This is a genomic window from Schumannella sp. GW821-FHT10F01 (genome assembly GCF_058809295.1).
Window position 1 is genome coordinate 107,581 of record NZ_JBXASM010000004.1, and the last position, 21,291, is coordinate 128,871.

Genomic DNA, 21,291 nt, shown 5'->3' on the forward strand with positions numbered 1-21,291 from the left:
CGTGACGGCCGTGGACGCGGCCGCGCGGCACCGGCGTGCCCGCGGCGCGGGGATCGCGCTCGCGGCGCTGTACGCGGTGGCGCTCGCCGCCATCCTGTTCTGGCCGGAGCACGTCGACGGCCCGGGCGGGGAGCGGGCGCGCTGGCTGGTCGACGTCGTCGCCGGTGTCGGGCTCGACCGGCAGACCGCCTACGCGCTCATCGAGTCGGCGGCGAACGTGGCGCTGTTCGTGCCGGCCGGCGTCATCCTCGCCCTGCTCGCCGGCGGCCGGCTCCGCTGGTGGGTCCCGGTGGCCGGGATCGCCGGATCGGCCGCGGTCGAGTTCGCGCAGGGTGCGCTGCTGCCGGGTCGGACCGCGGACTGGCGCGACATCGCGGCCGACTCCGCGGGCGTGATCCTCGGCGCCCTGGTCGTCGCCGTGATCGCGCTGCTCAGGCGGCGATCGCGCCGGTCGAGAGCAGCACGATGAGCACGCCGCCGAGCAGCACGCGGTAGATCACGAACGGCAGGAACGAGCCGCGGTTCAGGTAGCGCAGCAGGAAGTGGATGACCGCGAAGCCCACCAGGCCGGCCACGACCGTCGCGATGCCGGTCTCGAGCGGCGAGAACACCTCGGCCGTGCAGGTGCCCGCCTTCACCAGCGCGTCGGTGCAGGGCTCCTTCACCGCCTTGTACAGCTCGTAGAGGCCGCTGCCGAAGACGGCCGGCAGCGCCAGCAGGAACGAGTAGCGCGCGGCGGCGGGCCGCTCGTAGCCGAGGAACCGCCCGGCGGTGATCGTGCCGCCGGAGCGCGAGACGCCCGGCACGAGTGCGAGCGCCTGGGCGAGTCCGAACACGACGGCGTGCGGCCAGGTCAGGTCGCGGAGGCGCCGCTCGCGGCTGCCGATCGCGTCCGCGACGCCGAGCAGCAGGCCGAACACGATGAGCGTGATCGCGACCACCCAGAGCGAGCGGAACACCGTCTCGATCTGGTTCTGCAGCAGCAGTCCGAGCACCACGATCGGGATCGACCCGACGATGATGAACCACCCCATCCGGGCGTTCGGGTCGCTGCGCAGCTCCGTGTGCCGCAGCGACCTCGCCCACGTCGTCACGATCCGGACGATGTCGCCCCAGAAGTAGACGAGCACGGCGAGCTCTGTGCCGAGCTGGATGATCGCGGTGAAGCGAGCGCCCGGATCGCCCTGCGCGTCGCCGACGCCGAGCAGCTCGCCGACGATGCGGACGTGGGCGCTGGAGGAGATCGGCAGGAACTCGGTCAGGCCCTGCACGAGCCCGAGGATCACCGCATCGAGGAAGTTCACGAGGGCCGAGTATGTCAGCCCTCGCGCAGGAGGTCGGTGAGCACCGCGCGTCCGAAGCTGAGAGCGTCCAGCGGCACGCGCTCGTCGACGCCGTGGAACATGCCGGGGAAGTCGAGGTCGGGGCCGAGCTTGAGCGGCGCGAAGCCGTACCCGGTGATGCCGAGCCGCGACAGCGCCTTGTTGTCGGTCCCGCCGCCGAGCAGGTACGGCAGCACCGGCGCGCCGGGGTCGTGCCGCTGGAGCGCGCCGACCATCCGCTCGACCAGCGGTCCCGAGAACGGCGTCTCGAGGCCGACGTCGCGGTGCACGACGCGGATCTCGATGCCCGGACCGACGAGCTCCTGGATCTCGGCCAGCACGCGGTCCTCGTCGCCAGGGAGCGTGCGGATGTCGATGCGCGCGGTCGCCGTGTCCGGCACGACGTTGTGCTTGTAGCCGGCCTGCAGCACGGTCGGGTTCGAGGTGACCCGCAGCGTGGAGAGCAGGAATCCGGCGCCGGTGCCGGTGCGCAGCACGAGCTCGTCGGGATCGGTCGTCGCGGGATCCAGCCCGAGCATGCCGCCCAGCCGGTCGATGAGCTCGCGGGTGGTGCCCGTCCACTCGACGGGCCACTCGCGGCCGCCGACGCGGGCCACGGCCTCCGCGAGCTTCACGATCGCGTTGTCCTTCACCACGCGGGAGCCGTGCGAGGCGCGGCCGCGGGCGACGAGCTCGATCCAGACGAGCGACTTCTCGCCGGTCTGCAGCAGGTAGGAGCGCGTGCCGTCGACGTCGATCGAGTAGCCGCCGACCTCGCTGATGGCCTCCGTCGCGCCGGCGAACAGCTCCGGGTGCTCGGACACCAGCCAGTGCGCGCCGAACACGCCGCCGTTCTCCTCGTCGGCGAAGAACGCGACGACGAGGTCGCGGTCGGGCTGCTCCCCCGCGCCGAGGATGTCACCGAGCGCGGTCAGGATCATGGCGTCCATGTCCTTCATGTCCACCGCCCCGCGGCCCCACAGCATCCCGTCGCGGATCTCGCCGGCGAACGGGTCGACGCTCCAGTTCGCCGGATCGGCCGGCACGACGTCGAGGTGCCCGTGCACGACCAGCGCGGGCCGCTCCGGATGGCGTCCCGCGACCCGTGCCACGACGCTCGTGCGTCCCGGGGCGGACTCGAACAGCCGCGGCTCGAGCCCGAGCGCGCGCAGCCGCGCCTCGACGTATCCCGCGGCCTCGGCCTCGCCGTTCGAGCGGCCGTCGCCGTAGTTCGTCGTGTCGATCCTGATGAGGTCCCTGGCGATCGCCGCGGTCTCCTCCAGGGTCGACTCGAGCGGGGTGCCGGTGTCGTCGCTCATGCCCTTCACGCTACCCGCGCCGGCCCCGCCGCCCTGGTCATCCCGGCTCCGTCCGCCGTGCTATCGTCGTACCTCGGCCCGCCGGGGGAACCCGGATCGGTGCTGGACTCGCGCGGGTGGCGGAAATGGCAGACGCGCTAGCTTGAGGTGCTAGTGCCCGTATAGGGCGTGGGGGTTCAAGTCCCCCCTCGCGCACGCGAGTCAGAACGGCCCCGGAGCATCGCTCCGGGGCCGTTCTGCGTCTCCAGCCGACTCGCGTCGGACCCCGGTAGCGTCGGCTGCATGACTCGTCGACCCCGGCACATCGGCACCCGCGCATTCCTCCTCGGCGTCCTCAGCGGCGGCCGGGCGGCGACCCCGCTCGCGGTGCTCGGCACGCATCAGGACGACCGGCGGCTCCGCGGCGACTGGCAGCAGTGGCCGATGTTCGCGACGCCGCTCGGCCGGGGCCTCCTGCTCGTGGCGGCAGTCGGCGAGCTCGTCGGCGACAAGCTGCCGCAGACGCCGTCGCGGATCGCCCCGGCCGGGCTCGTGGGCCGCGCGGGCGCCGGTGCGCTCGTCGGCGCGGCGATGGGCACCACCGCCCGCCGGGACCGCCGGGTCGAGGGCGCGATCCTCGGCGCGGCCGGCGCGCTGGTCGGCAGCTTCGCGGGCTGGCTCATCCGCACCCGCGCCTCGAAGCGACTGCCGGGCACGCTCGTGGCGCTCGCCGAGGACGCGGCCGTCATCGGCGGGAGCGTGAAGGTGCTCTCGCCGCGCTGACCGCGACCGCGCCCGTGTCGCTGACCCGCGACGCGACGGCCTCCGGCTCAGCCCAGCTGCGCGAGCTTCGGGGCCCACTCCTCGCCGAAGCGGCGGATCGTGCCCGGCACATCCGGTCCGAGGCCGCCGAAGTGGATGTGCTCGATGCCGATCTCCGCGAAGCCCTCGATCATCCGCTGGAAGGCGTCCGCGTCCTGCGTGAGCTGGATGCGGCCCTGCACGGTCTTCTCGATCGCGTCGTAGTCTCGGCCGAGGTCGTCGCAGTGGCCCCGGAGCACCTCGAGCTTGTGCGCGGCCTCCTCGACCGAGGCGACGATGAGGTTCGTCGCGTCGGCGTACTGCGCCACGAGGCGGAGCGTCTTCCGCTCCCCCGCGCCGCCGATCACGATCGGCGGGTGCGGGCGCTGGATCGGGTGCGGCACGTCGATCGTCTCCGCGAGGTGGAAGTGCTTGCCGTCGAACGGCCCCTCGTCGTCGCTCCACATCTGCAGGGCGATCTGCAGGGTCTCCTCGAGCAGCTCGAAGCGCTCCTTGAGCGGCGGATACGGCACGCCGAGCGCGAGGTGCTCGCGCTCGTACCAGGCCGCCCCGATGCCGAGGAACGCGCGGCCCTTCGACAGCACGTCGAGGCCGGTGACGATCTTCGTCAGGAGTCCGGGATGGCGGTACGTGACGCCCGTGACGACGGTGCCGAGCTTCACCCGCTCGGTGACGGCGGCCAGGTAGCCGAGCTGGAGGTAGCCCTCGAGCATCGGGTCGTGGGCCGTGCGGAACTGCTCCATCTGGAAGTAGTGATCCATCACGGTGAACCAGCTCGCGCCGACGTCCTCCGCCGCGCGGGCGCTCTCGGTGAGGAGGTCGGGGATGGAGGCCGGCTCGCCCGGCAGGTTGTAGTCCATGAAGTGGAATCCGAAGCGCATGCTCCGATCCTGCTCCCGACGGCGGCCCGCGCGCCGGGTCTCGCAGGTGCACGGGAGGTGACGAGCGGCATCCGGGACCGCCCGGAGTCGGCGTCCGGGGCTGCGCGGAGGGTCGTCCTGGCCTGTGCGGAGAGCGCGTCCACGTCATCCCGGAGGACGACCCGCACCTCCCCCGGACGGGCGATGCCGAGCAAAACAGAGGATGCCTAGACTCCGGCCATGACGCGTTCCTGGACCGCGGGGGTGGCCGCACGTCTGCGCCGCTCCGACCTCTGCCCGGTGTGCTCCGCCGCGCTCGCCGACACCGTCTGCCCGGTCTGCCGGCACGATGTCGGCGGTCCGGACGGAGCCGCCCTGCTCGCCGTCTCGATCGAGATCGCCGAGCGGCTCGAGGCGCGTGAGCGGATGCTGGAGGCGCTGCCGCTCGTGCCGGCCGGCGCGGGCTCCCCGGTGGGCTACGCGCCGACGCCGGATCCGACGCCGGCGCCGGGGCCCGCCCCCTCCGCGCTGTCCGGGTCGTGGCCCTCGTCGTATCCCGCGACGCCGGGCCCGCCCTCCCTCTCCCCGGTGCAGGGCCCGGTGCCGAGTCCGGTCGCGGCGCCGCGCCGCGAGTCGGTGAGCGTGCAGTCGGTGCTCGCCGTAGCCGGCGCGGGACTGGTCGCGATCGCCGCCCTCGTGTTCGCGTTCTTCAATCCCGACCTCCGTGACGCGTTGACCCGCAACGTCGTCCTGCTGATCGTGACCGCCGTCTTCCTGGCCGGTGCCGGCCTGCTCGCGCGACGCGGCGTGCGCTTCTCCGCCGAGGCCCTCGGGGCGCTCGGCGGCGTGTTCGTGGCGATCGACCTCCCGTCGATCGTGTCGGCGGCGCTGCCGTCCGACTCCGTCCGGCTGCTCGCCGGCGGCCTCGGTGCGCTGCTGTGCTCGGCCGGCCTGCTGGCGCTCGGCGCCCGGATGCGCCTGCGCACCTGGATCTGGCTCGGCGTCGTCGGCCTCGTCACCGCGCCGGCGCTGGTCGGCGGTTCCGGCGACGACGCCTGGTCGCCCGTGGCCGGCTTCGTCGTCGCGGCGGCCGTCGCACCGCTGCTCCAGCCGCTCCTGCGCTGGGTCGGGCGCCGGATCGACTCGCCGCTCGCCGCGGACCGCTGGACCGCGGTGGTGCTGCAGGGGCTGGCCATGACGGTGGCCTCCGTGCTCGTGCCGCGGGCGGAGGTGCTCCACCCGGACCGGGTGGCCTCGGTGCTGATCGGCGCGGCGGTCATCGCCGTGCTCGCGGGGATCGCGGCCGTCGCCAGCCGCACCGGGCTGCTCCCCCGCGCCTGGATGGCGATCGCCGGACTGCTCGCCGGGGCGGCGGCCCTCCACGCCGCCACCGTGGTGTCGGCCGTCGGCCCCCGCAGCCCGCTCGACGCCTCGACCGGCCTGGCGGCGCAGACGCTCGCGATCGCCGGGGCCGTCGCCCTCGTGCCGGTGCTGCTCGCCCTGCTGCCGGTGCCGCACGGTGCGCGCCGCACCCCGCTGCTCGGCGGGGCGCTCGCCGTCGCCGTGCTCGCCGCCGGACCCGTGCTGATCGCCCAGCCCATGCTGTCGTGGTCGGCGGCGACCACGCCGCTGCCGACCGCCCTCACCGTGCTCGCGCTCGTCCTGCTCGGCGGCGCCGCCGCCGGGGTCTGGGCGCTCGGCCGGCGGCGCCCGGACACGGCGCGGCTCGCCCGCGTCGCGCTCGGCATCGCGGTCTGGACGCCGCTGCCCGTCGGCTTCGTCATCCCGTCGTGGGCCGCGCTGCCGGACTGGGCGCCCGGCGCGATCGAGCTGATCCCGGCCGTCGCCTGCGCCGCGCTGCTGCGGTTCCACCGCTGGACCCGGCGCGGCCCGGCGTTCGCGCGGGTGCCCCTGCAGCTGGCGGCCCACATGCTGACGGCGTTCGCGGGGATCTCCGCGGCGATGGCCGGCGCCACGCTCGTCGTCGGACCGGCGGTGCTCGCCGTCTGGGTGCTCGTCGCCGCCTCGGCGGGGCGCCGCGGCCGCTTCGTGCACGTCGGCCTCGGCACGGCGTATGCGCTCGCCGTCGTCGCGACCGGGTTCTCGCAGGCCGGGCTGCCGGTCGTCGCCGTCCTCGCGCTCACCGCGACGGTCGCGAACCTGGCGATGGTCGGCCTCGCGCTCGTGCGCCGCCTCCCGCGCGACCTGTGGTGGTCCGCGATCGCCGTGTCGATGGTGCCCACGGGCTTCGCGGTCGCCTCCGTGCTGCTCGAGCACAGCGGCTGGACCGCGGCCTCCACCGGCTCGCTCTTCGCGCTCGCGGCCGTGCTCGTCGGCCTCCGCCGGCCCGGGATGACGCGCGAGCTGCGCGCGCTCGCCGCCGGCGTGCTCGTGCCCTCCCTCGCCGTCGCGCTGGTGTGCCTCGGCGCCCAGCTGCTCTCGGGCAGTGCCTCGCTCGTCGTGCTGCCGGTGATCGCCGGCCTCGTCGCCGTCGTGCTGCCGCTGACCGCCGCGACCGGCCGGGTGCTCGGCGGCCGGCTGCCCGCCGACGAGGTGCGCGTCGTGCGGCTCGGCGTCGAGGCCTCCTCGCTGGTGACCGGCGCGATCGCGGTGCTGCTCACGATCGTCGGCAGCGCCGCGGGCGCCGCGACCGCGTTCGAGGTGCTGCTCCTCATCGGGCTCGGCTCCGCGGCGCAGGCGCTGCTCGCGCGCCGGCGCTACGGCTGGATCGTGTCGTTCTGGTCGTTCAGCGGCGCGCTCTGGGCGCTGCTGAGCCTGAACGGCGTCGACGTGGTCGAGCCCTACGTGCTGCCGCCGGCGCTCGCGGCCGCCGCGGTCGCCGGGCTGCTCCTGGTGCGGACGCGCGGACGGGTCCGCCGGGCGGCGCTCGGCCTCGCCTGGCTCGCGCTGCTCGTCGCCCCGCTGCCCAGCCTCGTGCTGCTCGCCGCAGGCCCGGTCGAGCTGCCGGGACCCGGCGGCGTCCGCGCGATCGCGCTGCTCGGCGGCGCGGTGCTGCTCATCGGGCTCGGCGTCGTCGCCGCGCGCCTCCGGGGCGGGCTCGCCCCGCTGCGGGCGCTCGCCTCGCCGCTCCTCGTCACCGCGCTGCTCGCGGCGGCCGCCGGAGCCGTCGTCGGCATCCGCGTCGGCCGGAGTCTCGACGCCGCCGCCGTGCCGGAGCTCGGCCCCACCTGGGGCGCGCTCGCGTCCGGCGTCGTGGCCGCGCTGCTCGCGGGCATCGCCGGGCGGCGCCTGGCCGCGCTGGCCGCCCCGGCGACCTCCCGCCTGCCCGACGACCTCCGGCGTCGTTGGACCCTGCTGCCGGCCGCGGTGCTGCTCGTCGCCCCGACGGTGTCGGGCGTCCGTCGCGAGTGGGGCGCCATCGTGCTGCTCTGGGTGCTCATGGCCCTGCTGCTCGTCGCGATGCTGCTCGTGGTGCGGCGGGCGCGCACCGTCGCGACGACGCTGCCCCCGGCCTGGACGCTCTGGGCGCTCGCCTGGGTCGCCGGCGTGGCGGGCTGGAGCCCCCGCGACCTCCGCGTCGAGGTGTTCTCGCTGCCGCTGGGGCTCGCGCTGCTGGCCGCGGGCTCGCTCGGCCTCCGCGCGGCGCGCGCGGGCACGCCGCCGCGGACCGGCTGGTCGGCGGTGGACGCCTGGCCGGTCGGGCCGCGGCGCTCCTGGGCGCTGCTGGCGCCGGGGCTCGTCGCGACGCTGCTGCCGTCGATGCTCGCCACGGGCACCGACCCGCAGACCTGGCGCGCGATCACCGTGCTCGGGCTCGCGCTCGCCGCGATCCTGCTCGGGTCGCTGCTGCGGCTCGCGGCGCCGTTCGTGCTCGGCATCCTGGTGTTGCCGATCGAGAACGTGATCGTGTTCGCCGTGCAGGTCGGCGGCACCATCAGCGCCACCTCGTGGTGGATCACGCTCGCCACGGCGGGCGCCGTGCTGCTGGTGATCGCCGTCAACTGGGAGCGCCGCACCGGCGGGGCCGCCGGCATCGGCGCACGCCTCCGCGACCTCGGCTAGGCCGGGTCGCGTCGTCGTGATCAGGCGGACTGGTCGTCGAGCACGGCGTCGGCCGCGTTCGTGCGCACCGACTCGATGCCGTTCAGCGCGCTCGCCTTCGACGAGTAGCCCTCCGACACCGCGATCGTCTGGCCGTTGCCCGACTTGAGGCGGAAGCGGAACTCGCCCCGCGCGTCCTTGTACAGCTCGAACGTCCCGGCCATGTCGACTCCTTCATCGCGACGGTGGGTGGAGAGCGCGGAGGGTGGTGCTGATTCTGCGCCGGATGCTACTCGCGCCCGGTGTCCGGCGGGCGGACATGTCGGGGGCGATTGACACACTCGAACACGTGTTCGAACATGGAGGGATGAGCCCCTCCCCGTCCGCCGCCGCGGCCCTCGAGCTGCCCGCGGGCGCGCTCGACGGCGGCGCCGGCGTCGGCGATGTGGTCCGGGAGCTGCAGGACCGCATCCGGGGCATGCAGCGGCGCACGCTCGACACGCGGGAGCTGCCGACGCACGCGGCGCTCGGGGCGCTGCTGCCCGGCGGCGCGCTCGCCGCGGGGTCGAGCTACGCGGTGGAGGGCTCCACCTCGCTGGCGCTCGCGCTGGCCCAGGGGCCGAGCGCCGCGGGCTCGTGGTGCGCCGTCGTCGGCGTGCCGGACCTCGGCATGCGCGCCGCGGCCGGGCTCGGGCTCGACCTCGAGCGGCTCGTCGCGGTGCCGTATCCGGGCGAGCAGTGGCTCGCGGTCGTGTCCGCGCTGATCGACGTCGTCTCGGTGGTGATCGTGCGGCCGCCGGTGCGGGCGGCCGGGCAGCGGATGCCGCGCATCGGCGACGCCGCCGCCTCCCGCCTCGCGGCGCGGCTGCGCCAGCGCGAGGCGGTGCTCGTGGCGCTCGGCGACTGGCCCGGCGCGGCCGCGAGGCTCAGCGTGGGCGAGGCGAGCTGGAGCGGCATCGGCGCCGGGTTCGGGCATCTCGCCGGCCGGCAGGTGACGGTCGCGTCCGCCGTCCGCGCCGGCGAGGGCCGCCCGCGCTCGCGACGGCTCTGGCTCCCGGCTCCGGACGGCTCGGTGGCGCCCGTCGTCGCGGCGGTGCGGCCCGTGGGGTCGGACGCGCCGCCGTCGCTGCGCCGGATCGGCTAGGCCTCCGCGCCCGCTGCTCCGGCGCTCCGGCGCTCCGGTGCTTCCGGCGCTTCGGGTGCTCCGGTGCTCCGGTGTCGTCCGTCCGCGGGAGGCTGGCCGCATGGGAGAGATCAGGACGGTCAGGACGCCCGTGCTCGACGTCGCGGTGCTCGAGCGCGGCGACCCCGCCGGACCGCCGGTCGTGCTGCTGCACGGCTTCCCGTACGACGTACGGAGCTACCAGGAGGTCGCCGGCCTCCTCGCCGGCCGCGGCGCCCGGGTGATCGTGCCCTGGCTGCGCGGCTACGGCGGCACGCGGTTCCTCGACCCGGCGACGCCGCGATCCGGGCAGCAGGCGGCGATCGGCCGCGACCTGCTCGACCTGCTCGACGCGCTGGAGATCGAGCGGGCCGTCGTCGGCGGCTACGACTGGGGCGGCCGAGCGGCGTGCGTGCTCGCGGCGCTGCATCCCGAGCGCGCGGCGGGGCTGGTGACCGTCGACGGCTACGCCATCCAGGACATCGCGAGCTCCGGCGAGCCGCAGGCGCCGCACGAGGAGCGGATGAACTGGTACCAGGACTACTTCCAGTCCGAGCGCGGGCGGGCGGGCCTCGCGCGGCACCGGCGCGAGCTCTGCGGCATCCTCTGGCGCGAGTGGTCGCCGACCTGGTCGGGCGTCGACGCCGCGTTCGAGCGCAGCGCCCCGAGCCTCGACACCCCCGACTTCGTCGACGTCGTCATCCACTCCTACCGGCACCGCCGGGCGGCCGCCGTCGGCGACCCGGCCTATGAGGACGACGAGCGGCGGCTCGCCGCCCTGCCGCCGATCACGGCGCCGACCGTGATGCCGACCGGCGGGGACGACGGGTTCGGCGCCGAGGACCCGGAGGAGCATCGCGCCCGCTTCGCCGGTCCCTTCTCCGGCCGCGTGCTGCCCGGAGTCGGTCACAACCCGCCGCAGGAGGCGCCGGAGGAGTTCGCCGCCGCGGTGCTCGAGCTGCTCTAGGCGACAGCTGCTCGAGGTGCTGCTGTCGGGAAGAGCTCAGCGCTGCACGACGCAGAACGGGTTGCCGTCGGGGTCGCGCAGCACGATGTAGTCGGCCTCGTCCGGGTAGTCCCAGGCCTCGTCGCGCGTCGCTCCGATCCCCACCAGCCGCTCCACCTCGGCCGCCTGATCGTCGGCGTAGAGGTCGAGGTGGTGCCGGCGCGGGCGGTCCGACTCGACGAGGTCGAGGGCGAGCTGCGGCCCCGTTCCCTCCCGCGGCACCAGGACCTGCCACGTGCCGTCGCCCGGCTCGCGGTCGACGTAGTCGAGGGCCTCGCTCCAGAACGTCCGCGCCCGCGCCACGTCGCGCACGCCCCACACCATCGATCCGATCTCCAGCATGCGGGCACGCTAGCGCGGGCCGCGGACGCCGGCATCGGGTGCCCGGCCTGCTCGCAGGCGCGCCTGCGCCCACCGGGCCGACCGCGGCGCTCCCATCCCCCGTGCCGATGTCGGCGCTGCGTGGCACAATCGAACACATGTTCGAGGATCCGAGATGAGCGCCGCAACGGGCATCCCGCCGCGCATGCTCGTGCTCTGGGCGCCGGACTGGCCGGTGCACGCGCACGCGCGGTCGCTGCGCGTGCCCGCCGGCGAGCCGCTCGCCCTCGTGCACAAGGGCGAGGTGCTCGCCTGCTCGGCCGCCGCCCGGGCCGACGGCGTGCGCCGCGGGCTGCGGGTCCGGGAGGCGCAGGCGCGCTGCCCGCGGCTCCGCGCCGTCGACTACGACCCCGCCCTCGACGCCCGCGCGTTCGAGCCGGTGCTCACGGCCCTGGAGCGCGCGCTCCCCGGCGTGCATCCGCTGCGTCCCGGCGCCGTCGCGGTGCGCGCCCGCGGTCCGGCGCGCTACTACGGCGGTGAGCGCGCCGCCGCGCTGAGCCTGATCGGCGTCGTGCGCGGCGAGGGGGTCGAGTCCGTGCGGGCCGGCGTGGCAGACGGGCTGTTCGCGGCCGAGCGGGCCGCGCGCACCGCGCCGGCCTCGGGCGGCCCGGTGCTGCTCGTGCCGCCGGGCGGATCGGCCGGGTTCCTCGCGCCGCTGCCGGTGTCGCTGCTCGGCGACCCCGAGCTGGCCGGGCTGCTCCCCCGGCTCGGCATCACCACGCTCGGCGGGTTCGCCGCGCTCGCCCCGGACGACGTGGCCGGGCGCTTCGGACCGGACGGCGCCCGCCTCCACGCGCTCGCCGGCGGCCGCGACGCCCGGTCGGCGATCCCGCGCGAGCCCCCGCGCGACGTGGAGGAGGTCGTGGACTTCGATCCGCCGCTCGACCGGGTCGACCAGGTCGCGTTCGGCGTGCGCACCGCGGCGGACGCCCTCGTCGAGGCGCTCATCACCCAGCGGCTCGTCTGCACGGCGCTGCGGGTGGAGCTCATCGGCGACCGCGGCGAGCTGAGCGAGCGGGTGTGGCTGCATCCGCGCTCCTTCTCCCCCGCCGAGGTGGTCGACCGGGTGCGCTGGCAGCTCGACGGCGCACGGCCGCGCGACGGCGCGGGCGGATCGGGCGCCGCGGCCGCCTCGTCCGGGGCCTGCACCCGGCCGGACCAGGGCGAGCTGCGCTCCGGCGTCGTCCGCGTGCGCATCGCGCCGGATGCGGTCGACCCGGCCGCCGGACACGAGCGCGGGCTCTGGGGCACCGGTCCCGACGAGCGCGTGCACTCCGGGCTCTCCCGAGTGCAGGGCATGGTCGGGCACCGCGGCGTGCTCACCGCCGTGCCGTCGGGCGGCCGCTCGCCCGCCGACCGGCAGACCGCGGTGCCCTGGGGCGACCGCCCGCTCGTCACCCGCGACCCTGCACGGCCGTGGCCGGGGGCGCTGCCGGATCCGGCGCCCGCGACGGTCTACGAGCTGCCGCGCGAGATCGCGGTCGGCGATGCGGCCGGGCGGCCGGTGTCCGTCGACGAGCGCGGCGTGCTCAGCGCGCCGCCCGCCGTGCTCGTCTCGCCGACGGGCGCGCGGCGCGAGGTCACGTCGTGGGCCGGCCCGTGGCCGCTGTCGGAGCGCTGGTGGGATCCGGAGCACGCCCGCCGCGCCGACCGGTTCCAGGTGGTCGACGCCACCGGCGCCGCCTGGCTGCTCGTGCTCGACGAGGCCGGCTGGTGGGCGGAGGCGCTGTATGACTAGTCAGGTCCGGTCGACCGGACCGGTCCGGCCGCCGCGCTCAGTCCAGCTCGAGCCGCATGATCCAGCGGGTCCGGCCGCCGCTGTGCGCGGTCGTCTCGGCGGCGCGGGTGAAGCCGGCGCGCTCGAACATCCGCGTCGTGCCGACGTAGCCGGAGATCACATCGATCCGCCCGGGGCTGTCGCTCTCCACCGGGTAGCCCTCGATCACCGCGGCGCCATTCGCGCGCGCGTGCTCGACAGCGCCCTCGAGCAGCTCGTGCATGAGCCCGTGCCCGCGGAAGCCGGCGCGCACGACGAAGCACACCGCGACCCAGGCGTCGCGGTCGTCGAGCATCGGGATGGTGCGCGAGTGCATCAGCCGCCGGTAGCTCGAGCGCGGGGCGATCGAGCACCAGCCCGCGACCTCGTCGTCGACGTAGACCAGCACGCCGGGCCCGGGCTCGCGGGAGCACTCGTCGCGCATGTACAGCGGGCGCTCCTCGTTCGACAGCCGCGCGTCGCGATAGCTCATGCACCAGCACCCGCCGCCGCCCGGCTTCTTCACGCCCACCACCTCGGCGAAGTCGTCGAAGCGGCCGACGGCGGGGCGCACCTCGATCACCGGATCGGAGTCCACGGGGTAGCGGGGCCGCGTCGCCATGCCCGCAGTGTAGGGGCCGCTCCGGACGTCGTCGCCGCGGTCGGCACGGCCGGCACCACGACCGGGGCGGAGGCGCGCTGATGGGCTGGACGAACCCCCCGATCAGCTGGTCGGAGTTCGAGCGCGCGCTGAGCGACCAGCGGAGGCCGGTCGACCGCCCGCCGGACGTCGACGGCGGCGACAGCCCGGCCTGGTCGCTGAAGCGCCCGCGCTACGTCGCGCCCGAGGTCGAGCGGCCGGCCGACGTCGTGCCGTACGCCGAGTTGCACGCCCACTCGAGCTACAGCTTCCTCGACGGCGCATCCGGTCCCGAGGAGCTCGTCGAGGAGGCCGAGCGGCTCGGGCTGCACGCGCTCGCGCTGACCGACCACGACGGCTTCTACGGCATCGTCCGGTTCGCGGAGGCCGCCGAGCAGGCGCGGCTGAAGACCGTGTTCGGCGCGGAGCTGTCGCTCGGGCTGCCGGGTCCGCAGAACGGCGAGGCGGATCCGGAGGGCGACCACCTGCTCGTGCTCGCCCGCGGCGAGGAGGGCTACCACCGGCTGTCCGCCGCCATCACCGATGCGCAGCTCGCCGGCGGCGAGAAGGGCAGGCCGGTCTACGACCTCGACGATCTCGCCCGGCGGGCCGTCGACGCCGACGGCACGAGCCACTGGGTCGTGCTCAGCGGCTGCCGCAAGGGGGCGGTGCGGCGGGCGCTCGAGCCCGGGCTCGGCCGCGGCCCGGCGGGCGCTGACGATACCGCCGCGGCCGCCGCGGAGCTCGACCGGCTCGTCGCGCTGTTCGGCGCCGGCAGCGTGCTGGTCGAGCTCATCGACGTCGGCGAGCCGCTCGACTCGGCCCGCAACGACGCGCTCGCGCGACTCGCGGCGGAGCGCGGGCTGCCGGTGATCGCGACCGGGAACGTGCACTACGCCGTGCCGTCGCGCGCGCGGCTCGCCACCGCCGTCGCCGCGGTGCGCGCCACCCGCGGGCTCGACGACCTCGAGGGCTGGCTGCCGGCCTCCGGATCCGCGCACCTCCGCAGCGGGGCGGAGATGCGCGCGCGCTTCGCCCGCTACCCGGGTGCCGTCGAGCGCACCGTGCAGGTCGCCGACGAGCTCGCGTTCGAGCTGCGGCGTGCGAAGCCGGCGCTGCCGAAGCAGGAGGTGCCGGAGGGCCACACGCCGATGTCGTGGCTGCGGCAGCTGGTCTGGGACGCGGTGCCCGAGCGCTATCCGGACGCCGACGACGACGTGCGGGCGCGCATCGAGCGCGAGCTCGCGGTGATCGAGGAGAAGGACTTCCCGGGCTACTTCCTCATCGTCCACGAGATCGTCGCGTTCGCCCGGGGCCGCGGCATCCTCTGCCAGGGCCGCGGCTCGGCCGCGAACTCGGCGGTCTGCTACCTGCTCAACATCACGGCCGTCGACTCGATCTTCTACGGGCTGCCGTTCGAGCGCTTCCTCTCCAGCCTCCGCGACGAGGAGCCGGACATCGACGTCGACTTCGACTCCGACCGGCGCGAGGAGGTCATCCAGCACGTCTTCGAGAGGTACGGTCGCCGCAACGCCGCCCAGGTCGCCAACGTCATCCAGTACCGGCCGAAGAACGCCGTGCGCGACATGGCGAAGGCGCTCGGCCACTCGCCGGGGCAGCAGGACGCCTGGTCGAAGCAGGTGGAGCGCTGGGGCGCGTCGCTGACGACCGGCGACGACAACGACATCCCGACGGCCGTGGTCGACCTGGCGATGGAGCTGCTGAAGTTCCCGCGGCACCTCGGCATCCACTCCGGCGGCATGGTGCTCACCGACCGTCCCGTCGGCGAGGTGGTGCCGATCGAGCACGCCCGCATGGAGGACCGCACCGTCATCCAGTGGGACAAGGACGACGCCGCCTGGATGGGCCTGGTCAAGTTCGATCTGCTCGGCCTCGGCATGCTGGCCGCGCTGCAGCACTGCTTCGACCTGGCGCACGAGGCGACCGGCGAGCGCTGGGAGCTGGCGACCCTCCCGAAGGAGGAGGCGGGCGTGTACGACATGCTCTGCCGCGCGGACTCGATCGGCGTGTTCCAGGTGGAGTCGCGCGCGCAGATGGGGCTGCTCCCCCGGCTGCAGCCGCGCCGCTTCTACGACCTCGTCGTGCAGATCGCGCTCGTGCGTCCCGGGCCGATCCAGGGCGGCGCCGTGCACCCGTTCGTGCGCCGCAAGCTCGGGCAGGAGCCGGTCACCTACCTGCACCCGAAGCTCGAGGGGCCGCTCGGGCGCACGCTCGGCATCCCCGTGTTCCAGGAGCAGCTCATGCAGATGGCGGTGGCCGTCGGCGAGTGCTCCGGCGAGGACGCCGACCTGCTGCGCCGGGCGATGGGCTCCAAGCGCGGGCTGGAGAAGATCGACCGGCTGCGCGACAAGCTCTACGAGGGCATGGCGAGCAACGGGCTCGTCGGCGACGTGGCCGACGAGATCTACCGCAAGATCCAGGCCTTCGCGAACTTCGGCTTCGCGGAGAGCCACTCGCTGAGCTTCGCGCTGCTGGTCTACGCCTCCAGCTGGCTGAAGCTGCACTACCCGGGCGTGTTCCTGGCCGGGCTGCTGCGCTCGCAGCCGATGGGCTTCTACTCCCCCGCCTCGCTCATCTCGGACGCGCGGCGCCACGGCGTCGAGGTGCGCCGCCCCGACCTGCAGCGCTCCGGCGTGCTCGCGGGCGTGGAGCCGCTGGCCGGGTTCGACGGGGATGCGGAGACCTGCGGGATGCCGGCGCCCGTCACCCCGACCGGCCGCGACGGCTGCGGTGACCGCCTCCAGCATCCGGTCGGCGAGTTCGTGCCCGGCGCGCCGTCGGAGGATGCCGCGCACCGGCGCGACGGCGGCGTCGCCGTGCGCCTCGGCCTCGCCGCGGTCACCCGGATCGGCGAGAAGGTCGCGACGCGGATCGTCGCCGAGCGCGAGGCGGCCGGCCCGTTCCGCGACATGGAGGACCTGGTGCGCCGGGTCGGGCTCGACACCCGCCAGCTCGAGGCCCTCGCCGCCGCTGGCGCGCTCGACGGGCTCGGGCTGAGCCGCCGGGAGGCGATGTGGCGCGCGGGCAGCGCGTCGCAGGACCGCGCCGAGTTCCTCGCCGGCACGGTGGTGGCCGTGCAGCCGCCGCTGTTCGCCGACCAGAGCGGCTTCGAGCGGCTCGCCTCCGACCTCTGGGCGACCGGCGTCAGCGTCGACGACCATCCGATCGCGCACCTCCGTCCCGGGCTCGACGAGCGCGGCGTGCACACCTGGCGCGCCCTCCACGAGACGGAGAGCGGCACGCGGGTCGAGGTCGCCGGGGTGGTGACGCACCGGCAGCGCCCGGCGACGGCGTCGGGCATCACGTTCCTCAACCTCGAGGACGAGACCGGCCTCACGAACGTCATCTGCTCTGTCGGCGTGTGGACGCGCTACCGCCGCACCGTCCGCGACTCCCCCGCGCTCGTCGTGCGCGGCATCCTCGAGCGCAGCGACGAGGGGGTGATCAACATCGTGGCGGATCGCTTCGAGGCCCTCAGGGTCGGCGTCGCGCACCGCAGCCGCGACTTCCAGTGACGCCGCCTCGGATGGCTGAGCCTGTCGAAGCCCGCGCCTCGGATGGCTGAGCCTGTCGAAACCTCCCCTCGGATGGCTGAGCCTGTCGAAGCCCGCGCCTCGGATGGCTGAGCCTGTCGAAGCCTCCCCCTCGGACCGCTGAGCCCCGCTACCCCGCGAGTCCCGCGTACAGCGCCCGCGTCATCGCCATCCGCAGCTCGCCGTCCATGAGCACGTGGTAGTCGTCCGTCCACTGCTCGGGCACGCCGACGAGCGGCAGGCTGCGGACGGCCGGATCCGCGATCGACGCCTGGCTGAGCTCCGGGATGCCGCCCTGCTCCCCCTCGACGCGGAGCCCGGCGAACGGGCGGTCGTGGAACCGCTCCGTGGCCGGCAGGAGGGTCGGCAGGCCGAGCTCGCCCTGGAATCGCGCGAGTCCGTCGAGCGCCGTGATGAGCGCGGCCTCCCGGTCGCGCGCCTGCGTCGAGGCGACCGCCCGGCGCAGCGGTGCGACGAGCCGCCCGACGTGCGGGAGCGCGGCGAAGCCGGTCCCGAGCCACTTCGCGTACGGCGCCCACCGGCCCTCGAGCAGGAAGCCGACGAGCATGGCCTGCCGCACGAGCCGGGCGACGAGCACGCGCGTCCCCGCCTCGTCGCCGCGCTGCGCCGTCCGCCCGACGAACGGCAGCTCGCGGCCGATCGCCTGCCAGCCGGACGCGATCGCGAACCGCCGGACGTCGTCCGGGTACCCGGCGAGCCGCGCCCGGATCGCCGTCAGCGTCCCGTCGTCGTCGCGGAACACCGGCCCGCCGGCGATCTCGAGCGCCGCCTGCCCGGTCAGCGAGAGCCACTCGAGCACGGTCGGCTCCCGCGAGAGGTCCAGCCCCGTCCTGGACCGGGCGAACCCGAGCGGCGACACGACCTCGGCGCGCTGGTGGACGCGCTGGTCCCAGGTCACCGGGAAGCGCACCGGATGACCGCGGAACGTCTCGGGGAGCCCGGCTTCGAGCACCGCGTCGAAGCGGTCGATCTCGGCCTCCGGCACCAGGACGGTGAGCCGTGCGCCCCAGTCGTGATCGCGGGAGGTCGCGTCGTCGAAGCCGAGTACGTCCGATCCGGATCCGAGCCGGGCGAGCGCGATCGGCACGCCCGGCGCCGCGCGGGCGAGCAGCGGCCCCACGAGCTCGGCGGCGTACGCGGCCGCGAGGTCGCCGCCGCGCATCAGGCGGGCTCCGTCGTCAGCGGGTGCAGCGGCGCCGGCCAGACGTACGGGAGGTCGTCGGGCACGTCGCCGAACCGCGGGCGGTAGAACTCCGGGTCCTTGCGCACGAGGTTCGACCGGTGCGAGCGGTGCAGCGCGTCGTCGCCGAGCCAGGGCGGCGTCTCGAGCTCGTCCTGCGGCACGCCGTCCACCTCGGGCGCGAAGGCGAGCAGCTGGTCGCGGACGGTGTCCGCGTGCCCCTCCGCGATCCAGCGATCCGTCATCGCGAGTCCGTACGCCGTCAGGGCGGGCAGGAAGCCGGTCCACATCCGCGCGGCCGGATGGTTGCGCCAGCCGTAGCCGGGCACGGTGTTGGCGCGGAGCAGCTGCAGCGTCTCGACCCGCTGCTTCCCGAGCCGCGCGCGGTCGAGCACGGCGGCCGAGTCGGCGAACGACGGGTACGGCAGGAAGGTCTGCATCGCCACCAGGCTAGGCATCCCCTCGGTTCTGCAGGACTTCCGTGCACGGTTCACAGCGTCCGGGACGGATCGGTCCTGCAGAACGGGGATGTCCTGCAGAACGACAGTGCGCGGGCACCGGCGCGCGCCGACCCGCCCCTCAGTCCGCCCGCCCCTCAGCCGGCCCGCTCTCAGCTGTGCAAGCGCCGGCGCAGGTGGTCGATGCGGGCCTGGAGCTGCACGACGGTCGCACGCGACACCTCGGGGCCGCCGCAGAGCCGCCGCACCTCGGCGTGCACCATCGCGTGCGACTGACCGGTGCCTCGCGACCGGATCGACACGAGGCTGTTGAGCAGCGCGCGCTGCTCCTTGAGCGTGCGGTGCAGCGGGGCCGGCTCGGCCTCCCGCTGCTCCGGAGGCAGGCTCTCGCGGCGCTCGGTGCGGCGGCGGGACTGCCGCGCCTGGCGGTGCCGCAGCAGCTCGCTCACCTGCTCCGGCTCAAGGAGCCCCGGGATGCCGATGAAGTCCCACTCCTCGTCGCTGCCCGGCTCGGCGAGGTCGCCGAACTCGTGGCCGTCGAACAGCACCTTCTCGAAGGTCGCGACCGAACCGAGCGCCTGCCAGGTGAAGTCGTCGACGAGCTCCTCGCTCGCCCGCTCCTCCCGGTTCGCCTCGTCGAGCAGAGCGTCGTCGAGCAGCCCGTCGTCGCCGCTGTCCTCCCTGTCGAGCGCGTGGTCGCGCTCGCGTTCCATCTCGGAAGCCAGCGCGAGCAGGATCGGCACGCTCGGCACGAAGATCGACGCGAGCTCGCCGCGGCGGCGCGCCCGCACGAAGCGGCCGATCGCCTGGGCGAAGAACAGCGGAGTGGACGCGTTGGTCGCGTACACGCCCACGCAGAGCCGCGGCACGTCGACGCCCTCCGACACCATCCGCACGGCCACGAGCCAGCGCTGGGTGCCGCGCGCGAACTCCTCGATCCGCTCGGACGCGCCGGCGTCGTCGGAGAGCACGATGACGGGCGGCGTGCCGGTCAGCCCGGTCAGGATCTCGGCGTACGCCCGCGCCTGCGCCTGATCGGAGGCGATGACGAGCCCGCCGGCATCCGGCACCGTGTGCCGTACCTCGCTGAGCCGCCGGTCCGCGGCGGCGAGCACGGCGGGGATCCAGTCGCCGCCGGGGTCGAGCGCCGCGCGCCAGGCCTGCGCGGTGACGTCGGCGGTGTCGTCCTGGCCGAGGGCGGCCTCCATCTCGTCGCCCTGCTTGGTGCGCCAGCGCATCGAGCCGGCGTAGGAGAGGAACAGCACGGGGCGCACGACGCCGTCCCGCAGCGCGTGCCCGTAGCCGTAGCTGTAGTCCGAGCGCGAGAGTCGGATGCCCATCTCGTTGCGCACGTAGTCGACGAACGGGATCGGCGAGGTGTCGCTGCGGAACGGGGTGCCCGAGAGCGACAGCCGCCGCACGGCCGGCTCGAACGCCTCGCGCACCGCGTCGCCCCACGACAGCGCGTCGCCGGCGTGGTGCACCTCGTCGAGGATCACGAGGGTGCGCGCGGACTCGGTGAGCTGGCGGTGGAGCGCCGCCCGCACGGCGATCTGGGCGTAGGTGACGACGACGCCGTGGAACTGCCGCGACTCCCGGCCGAGGCGGTTCGCGAAGCGCGGATCGAGGCGGATGCCGGCGCGGTGCGCCGCGTCCGCCCACTGCACCTTGAGGTGCTCGGTCGGGGCGACGACGGTGATGCGGTCGACGACCCGCTCCTGCAGCAGTCGCGACGCGAGCCGCAGCGCGAAGGTCGTCTTGCCGGCGCCCGGGGTCGCGGCCACGAGGTAGTCGCGGGGCGCCGCGTCGAAGTACCGCTCGAGCGCCTCCTGCTGCCAGGCGCGGAGGCTCTGCACCGTGCCGCGCGCCGCACGCTCGGGGAAGGCGGGCGAGAGATGATCCGCGGCGGCGGTGGCGCGGAACGCGGCACCGGGGCTCGTCGGATCGGTCACCGGACGAGGCTAGACGACTCCGGCGACACCGTCGGGCGTGTCGCCGACAGCGCCGCGCGCGGCCGCGGCATCCCGCGCGTGTCGGGCGCCGGCGGACGCCGCCGGACATCGACGGCCTCCGGCAGGAAGTCGCACGCACCGCCCTCCGCGGGCCACCAGGATGGCCTCATGAGCACCGAGCCCTCGCGCCGCATCGTCGACCTGAGCCACCGCATCCGCGCGGGCCTGATCACCTATCCCGGGCTCCCCGCGCCGGTCATCACCCCGCACCTGACCCGCGAGGAATCGCGCTCGCGCTACGCGCCCGGCACCGAGTTCGCGATGGACGTCATCACCATGATCGGCAACACCGGCACCTACCTCGACTCGCCGTTCCACCGCTACCCGGACGGCGCCGACCTCGCGGGCCTCGACCTCGCGACGCTCGTCGACCTGCCGGCCGAGGTGCTCCACCTGACGGACGCCTGGACCCCCGAGCGGCGCGGGATCGCCGCCGCGACCTTCGCCGCCGCGAACTTCGCCGACCGCGATCTCGCGGGCGCCGCCGTGCTGCTGCACACCGGGTGGGACGCGCACTTCGGCACGCCCGCCTACGGCACCGGGGCGCCGTTCCTCACCGGCGACGGCGCGCGGCTCCTCGTCGAAGCCGGCGTGGCGCTCGTCGGCATCGACTCGCTGAACATCGACGACGTCGAGTCGGGCGGCGAGCGGCCCGCGCACACGCAGCTGCTCGCGGCCGGCATCCACGTCGTGGAGCACCTCACCGGGCTCGGCGGGGTGCCGGCCAGCGGCGCGCGCTTCACGGCCGCGCCGCCGGCGGTCGAGAGCTTCGGCACGTTCCCGGTCCGCGCCTACGCGACGGTGCCGCGGGGCTGAG

17 protein-coding genes and 1 tRNA gene are annotated in these 21,291 nt (G+C 75.3%); 9 read left to right on the forward strand and 9 right to left on the reverse strand.

The genetic code is table 11. From position 1 onward, the window contains the following. Window position 1 precedes the first annotated feature (1 nt). Window positions 2-469 carry a VanZ family protein gene (locus AC1RSJ_RS06860; RefSeq protein ID WP_493117599.1) on the forward strand — a complete coding sequence of 156 codons (468 nt, stop codon included), beginning with the start codon at window positions 2-4 and terminating at the stop codon, window positions 467-469. Here the strand turns inward: AC1RSJ_RS06860 and AC1RSJ_RS06865 are convergent. Then, window positions 432-1,304 (reverse strand): undecaprenyl-diphosphate phosphatase, encoded by an 873-nt coding sequence (locus AC1RSJ_RS06865; RefSeq protein ID WP_493117600.1) that lies wholly within the window; start codon window positions 1,302-1,304, stop codon window positions 432-434. The genes AC1RSJ_RS06860 and AC1RSJ_RS06865 overlap by 38 nt on opposite strands. 14 nt (window positions 1,305-1,318) lie before the next feature. Continuing rightward, window positions 1,319-2,641 carry a M20/M25/M40 family metallo-hydrolase gene (locus tag AC1RSJ_RS06870; protein WP_493117601.1) on the reverse strand — a complete coding sequence of 441 codons (1,323 nt, stop codon included), beginning with the start codon at window positions 2,639-2,641 and terminating at the stop codon, window positions 1,319-1,321. A 110-nt stretch (window positions 2,642-2,751) separates the two neighbouring features. Here AC1RSJ_RS06870 and AC1RSJ_RS06875 point away from each other — a divergent pair. Then, window positions 2,752-2,836: transfer RNA gene (locus tag AC1RSJ_RS06875), tRNA-Leu, on the forward strand. A gap of 87 nt (window positions 2,837-2,923) precedes the next feature. Beyond that, window positions 2,924-3,403 carry a DUF4126 family protein gene (locus AC1RSJ_RS06880; protein ID WP_493117602.1) on the forward strand — a complete coding sequence of 160 codons (480 nt, stop codon included), beginning with the start codon at window positions 2,924-2,926 and terminating at the stop codon, window positions 3,401-3,403. A gap of 47 nt (window positions 3,404-3,450) precedes the next feature. On the opposite strand, the gene AC1RSJ_RS06885 is transcribed toward AC1RSJ_RS06880, so the two are convergent. Next, on the reverse strand, window positions 3,451-4,323 hold the full coding sequence (locus AC1RSJ_RS06885; protein WP_493117603.1) for an LLM class F420-dependent oxidoreductase: 873 nt from the start codon (window positions 4,321-4,323) through the stop codon (window positions 3,451-3,453). 219 nt (window positions 4,324-4,542) lie between these two features. Here AC1RSJ_RS06885 and AC1RSJ_RS06890 point away from each other — a divergent pair, with 219 nt between their 5' ends. Continuing rightward, window positions 4,543-8,325, forward strand: a complete 3,783-nt coding sequence (locus tag AC1RSJ_RS06890; protein ID WP_493117604.1) for an SCO7613 C-terminal domain-containing membrane protein — start codon at window positions 4,543-4,545, stop codon at window positions 8,323-8,325. A 20-nt stretch (window positions 8,326-8,345) separates the two neighbouring features. Here AC1RSJ_RS06890 and AC1RSJ_RS06895 read toward each other — a convergent pair whose 3' ends face one another. Then, window positions 8,346-8,528 carry a YegP family protein gene (locus AC1RSJ_RS06895; RefSeq protein ID WP_493117605.1) on the reverse strand — a complete coding sequence of 61 codons (183 nt, stop codon included), beginning with the start codon at window positions 8,526-8,528 and terminating at the stop codon, window positions 8,346-8,348. A gap of 143 nt (window positions 8,529-8,671) precedes the next feature. On the opposite strand from AC1RSJ_RS06895, the gene imuA' reads away from it, so the two are divergent. Next, the gene (imuA', locus tag AC1RSJ_RS06900) at window positions 8,672-9,448 is read left to right on the forward strand and encodes a DnaE2-dependent mutagenesis accessory factor ImuA' (protein ID WP_493117606.1); all 777 of its coding nucleotides are present in this window, start codon (window positions 8,672-8,674) and stop codon (window positions 9,446-9,448) included. A 100-nt stretch (window positions 9,449-9,548) separates the two neighbouring features. Then, on the forward strand, window positions 9,549-10,433 hold the full coding sequence (locus AC1RSJ_RS06905; protein WP_493117607.1) for an alpha/beta fold hydrolase: 885 nt from the start codon (window positions 9,549-9,551) through the stop codon (window positions 10,431-10,433). Window positions 10,434-10,469: 36 nt separating this feature from the next. Here the strand turns inward: AC1RSJ_RS06905 and AC1RSJ_RS06910 are convergent, their stop codons facing one another. Then, window positions 10,470-10,814 (reverse strand): VOC family protein, encoded by a 345-nt coding sequence (locus AC1RSJ_RS06910; RefSeq protein WP_493117608.1) that lies wholly within the window; start codon window positions 10,812-10,814, stop codon window positions 10,470-10,472. A 154-nt stretch (window positions 10,815-10,968) separates the two neighbouring features. On the opposite strand from AC1RSJ_RS06910, the gene AC1RSJ_RS06915 reads away from it, so the two are divergent. Further along, on the forward strand, window positions 10,969-12,591 hold the full coding sequence (locus AC1RSJ_RS06915; RefSeq protein ID WP_493117609.1) for a DNA polymerase Y family protein: 1,623 nt from the start codon (window positions 10,969-10,971) through the stop codon (window positions 12,589-12,591). Between the two features lie 37 nt (window positions 12,592-12,628). Here the strand turns inward: AC1RSJ_RS06915 and AC1RSJ_RS06920 are convergent, their stop codons facing one another. Continuing rightward, on the reverse strand, window positions 12,629-13,231 hold the full coding sequence (locus tag AC1RSJ_RS06920) for a GNAT family N-acetyltransferase (RefSeq protein ID WP_493117610.1): 603 nt from the start codon (window positions 13,229-13,231) through the stop codon (window positions 12,629-12,631). Window positions 13,232-13,311: 80 nt separating this feature from the next. Between AC1RSJ_RS06920 and AC1RSJ_RS06925 the strand changes: the two genes are divergently transcribed. Next, window positions 13,312-16,785 carry an error-prone DNA polymerase gene (locus tag AC1RSJ_RS06925; RefSeq protein WP_493117611.1) on the forward strand — a complete coding sequence of 1,158 codons (3,474 nt, stop codon included), beginning with the start codon at window positions 13,312-13,314 and terminating at the stop codon, window positions 16,783-16,785. A gap of 148 nt (window positions 16,786-16,933) precedes the next feature. Here AC1RSJ_RS06925 and AC1RSJ_RS06930 read toward each other — a convergent pair whose 3' ends face one another. The 3 genes from AC1RSJ_RS06930 to AC1RSJ_RS06940 all read right to left on the reverse strand — a co-directional run bounded on the left by AC1RSJ_RS06930 (window position 16,934) and on the right by AC1RSJ_RS06940 (window position 20,414). Then, window positions 16,934-17,986 (reverse strand): DUF4037 domain-containing protein, encoded by a 1,053-nt coding sequence (locus AC1RSJ_RS06930; RefSeq protein WP_493117612.1) that lies wholly within the window; start codon window positions 17,984-17,986, stop codon window positions 16,934-16,936. After that, window positions 17,986-18,444 carry an MSMEG_6728 family protein gene (locus AC1RSJ_RS06935; protein WP_493117613.1) on the reverse strand — a complete coding sequence of 153 codons (459 nt, stop codon included), beginning with the start codon at window positions 18,442-18,444 and terminating at the stop codon, window positions 17,986-17,988. Before AC1RSJ_RS06935 ends, AC1RSJ_RS06930 begins: the two co-directional genes overlap by 1 nt. Window positions 18,445-18,614: 170 nt before the next feature. After that, complete coding sequence (locus AC1RSJ_RS06940; RefSeq protein WP_493117614.1) at window positions 18,615-20,414, reverse strand: DEAD/DEAH box helicase; 1,800 nt, start codon at window positions 20,412-20,414, stop codon at window positions 18,615-18,617. A 168-nt stretch (window positions 20,415-20,582) separates the two neighbouring features. Between AC1RSJ_RS06940 and AC1RSJ_RS06945 the strand changes: the two genes are divergently transcribed. Further along, window positions 20,583-21,290, forward strand: a complete 708-nt coding sequence (locus tag AC1RSJ_RS06945; RefSeq protein WP_493117615.1) for a cyclase family protein — start codon at window positions 20,583-20,585, stop codon at window positions 21,288-21,290. Window position 21,291: the final 1 nt, after the last annotated feature.

What these genes read in the sequence shown, in the direction of transcription:
- imuA' (WP_493117606.1), top strand. Translation starts at nt 8,672, where the DNA reads ATGAGCCCCTCCCCGTCCGCCGCCGCGGCCCTCGAGCTGCCCGCGGGC.
- AC1RSJ_RS06920 (WP_493117610.1), bottom strand. Translation starts at nt 13,231, where the DNA reads ATGGCGACGCGGCCCCGCTACCCCGTGGACTCCGATCCGGTGATCGAG.
- AC1RSJ_RS06885 (WP_493117603.1), bottom strand. Translation starts at nt 4,323, where the DNA reads ATGCGCTTCGGATTCCACTTCATGGACTACAACCTGCCGGGCGAGCCG.
- AC1RSJ_RS06895 (WP_493117605.1), bottom strand. Translation starts at nt 8,528, where the DNA reads ATGGCCGGGACGTTCGAGCTGTACAAGGACGCGCGGGGCGAGTTCCGC.
- AC1RSJ_RS06915 (WP_493117609.1), top strand. Translation starts at nt 10,969, where the DNA reads ATGAGCGCCGCAACGGGCATCCCGCCGCGCATGCTCGTGCTCTGGGCG.
- AC1RSJ_RS06880 (WP_493117602.1), top strand. Translation starts at nt 2,924, where the DNA reads ATGACTCGTCGACCCCGGCACATCGGCACCCGCGCATTCCTCCTCGGC.
- AC1RSJ_RS06890 (WP_493117604.1), top strand. Translation starts at nt 4,543, where the DNA reads ATGACGCGTTCCTGGACCGCGGGGGTGGCCGCACGTCTGCGCCGCTCC.
- AC1RSJ_RS06905 (WP_493117607.1), top strand. Translation starts at nt 9,549, where the DNA reads ATGGGAGAGATCAGGACGGTCAGGACGCCCGTGCTCGACGTCGCGGTG.
- AC1RSJ_RS06935 (WP_493117613.1), bottom strand. Translation starts at nt 18,444, where the DNA reads ATGCAGACCTTCCTGCCGTACCCGTCGTTCGCCGACTCGGCCGCCGTG.
- AC1RSJ_RS06930 (WP_493117612.1), bottom strand. Translation starts at nt 17,986, where the DNA reads ATGCGCGGCGGCGACCTCGCGGCCGCGTACGCCGCCGAGCTCGTGGGG.
- AC1RSJ_RS06945 (WP_493117615.1), top strand. Translation starts at nt 20,583, where the DNA reads ATGAGCACCGAGCCCTCGCGCCGCATCGTCGACCTGAGCCACCGCATC.
- AC1RSJ_RS06925 (WP_493117611.1), top strand. Translation starts at nt 13,312, where the DNA reads ATGGGCTGGACGAACCCCCCGATCAGCTGGTCGGAGTTCGAGCGCGCG.
- AC1RSJ_RS06870 (WP_493117601.1), bottom strand. Translation starts at nt 2,641, where the DNA reads ATGAGCGACGACACCGGCACCCCGCTCGAGTCGACCCTGGAGGAGACC.
- AC1RSJ_RS06910 (WP_493117608.1), bottom strand. Translation starts at nt 10,814, where the DNA reads ATGCTGGAGATCGGATCGATGGTGTGGGGCGTGCGCGACGTGGCGCGG.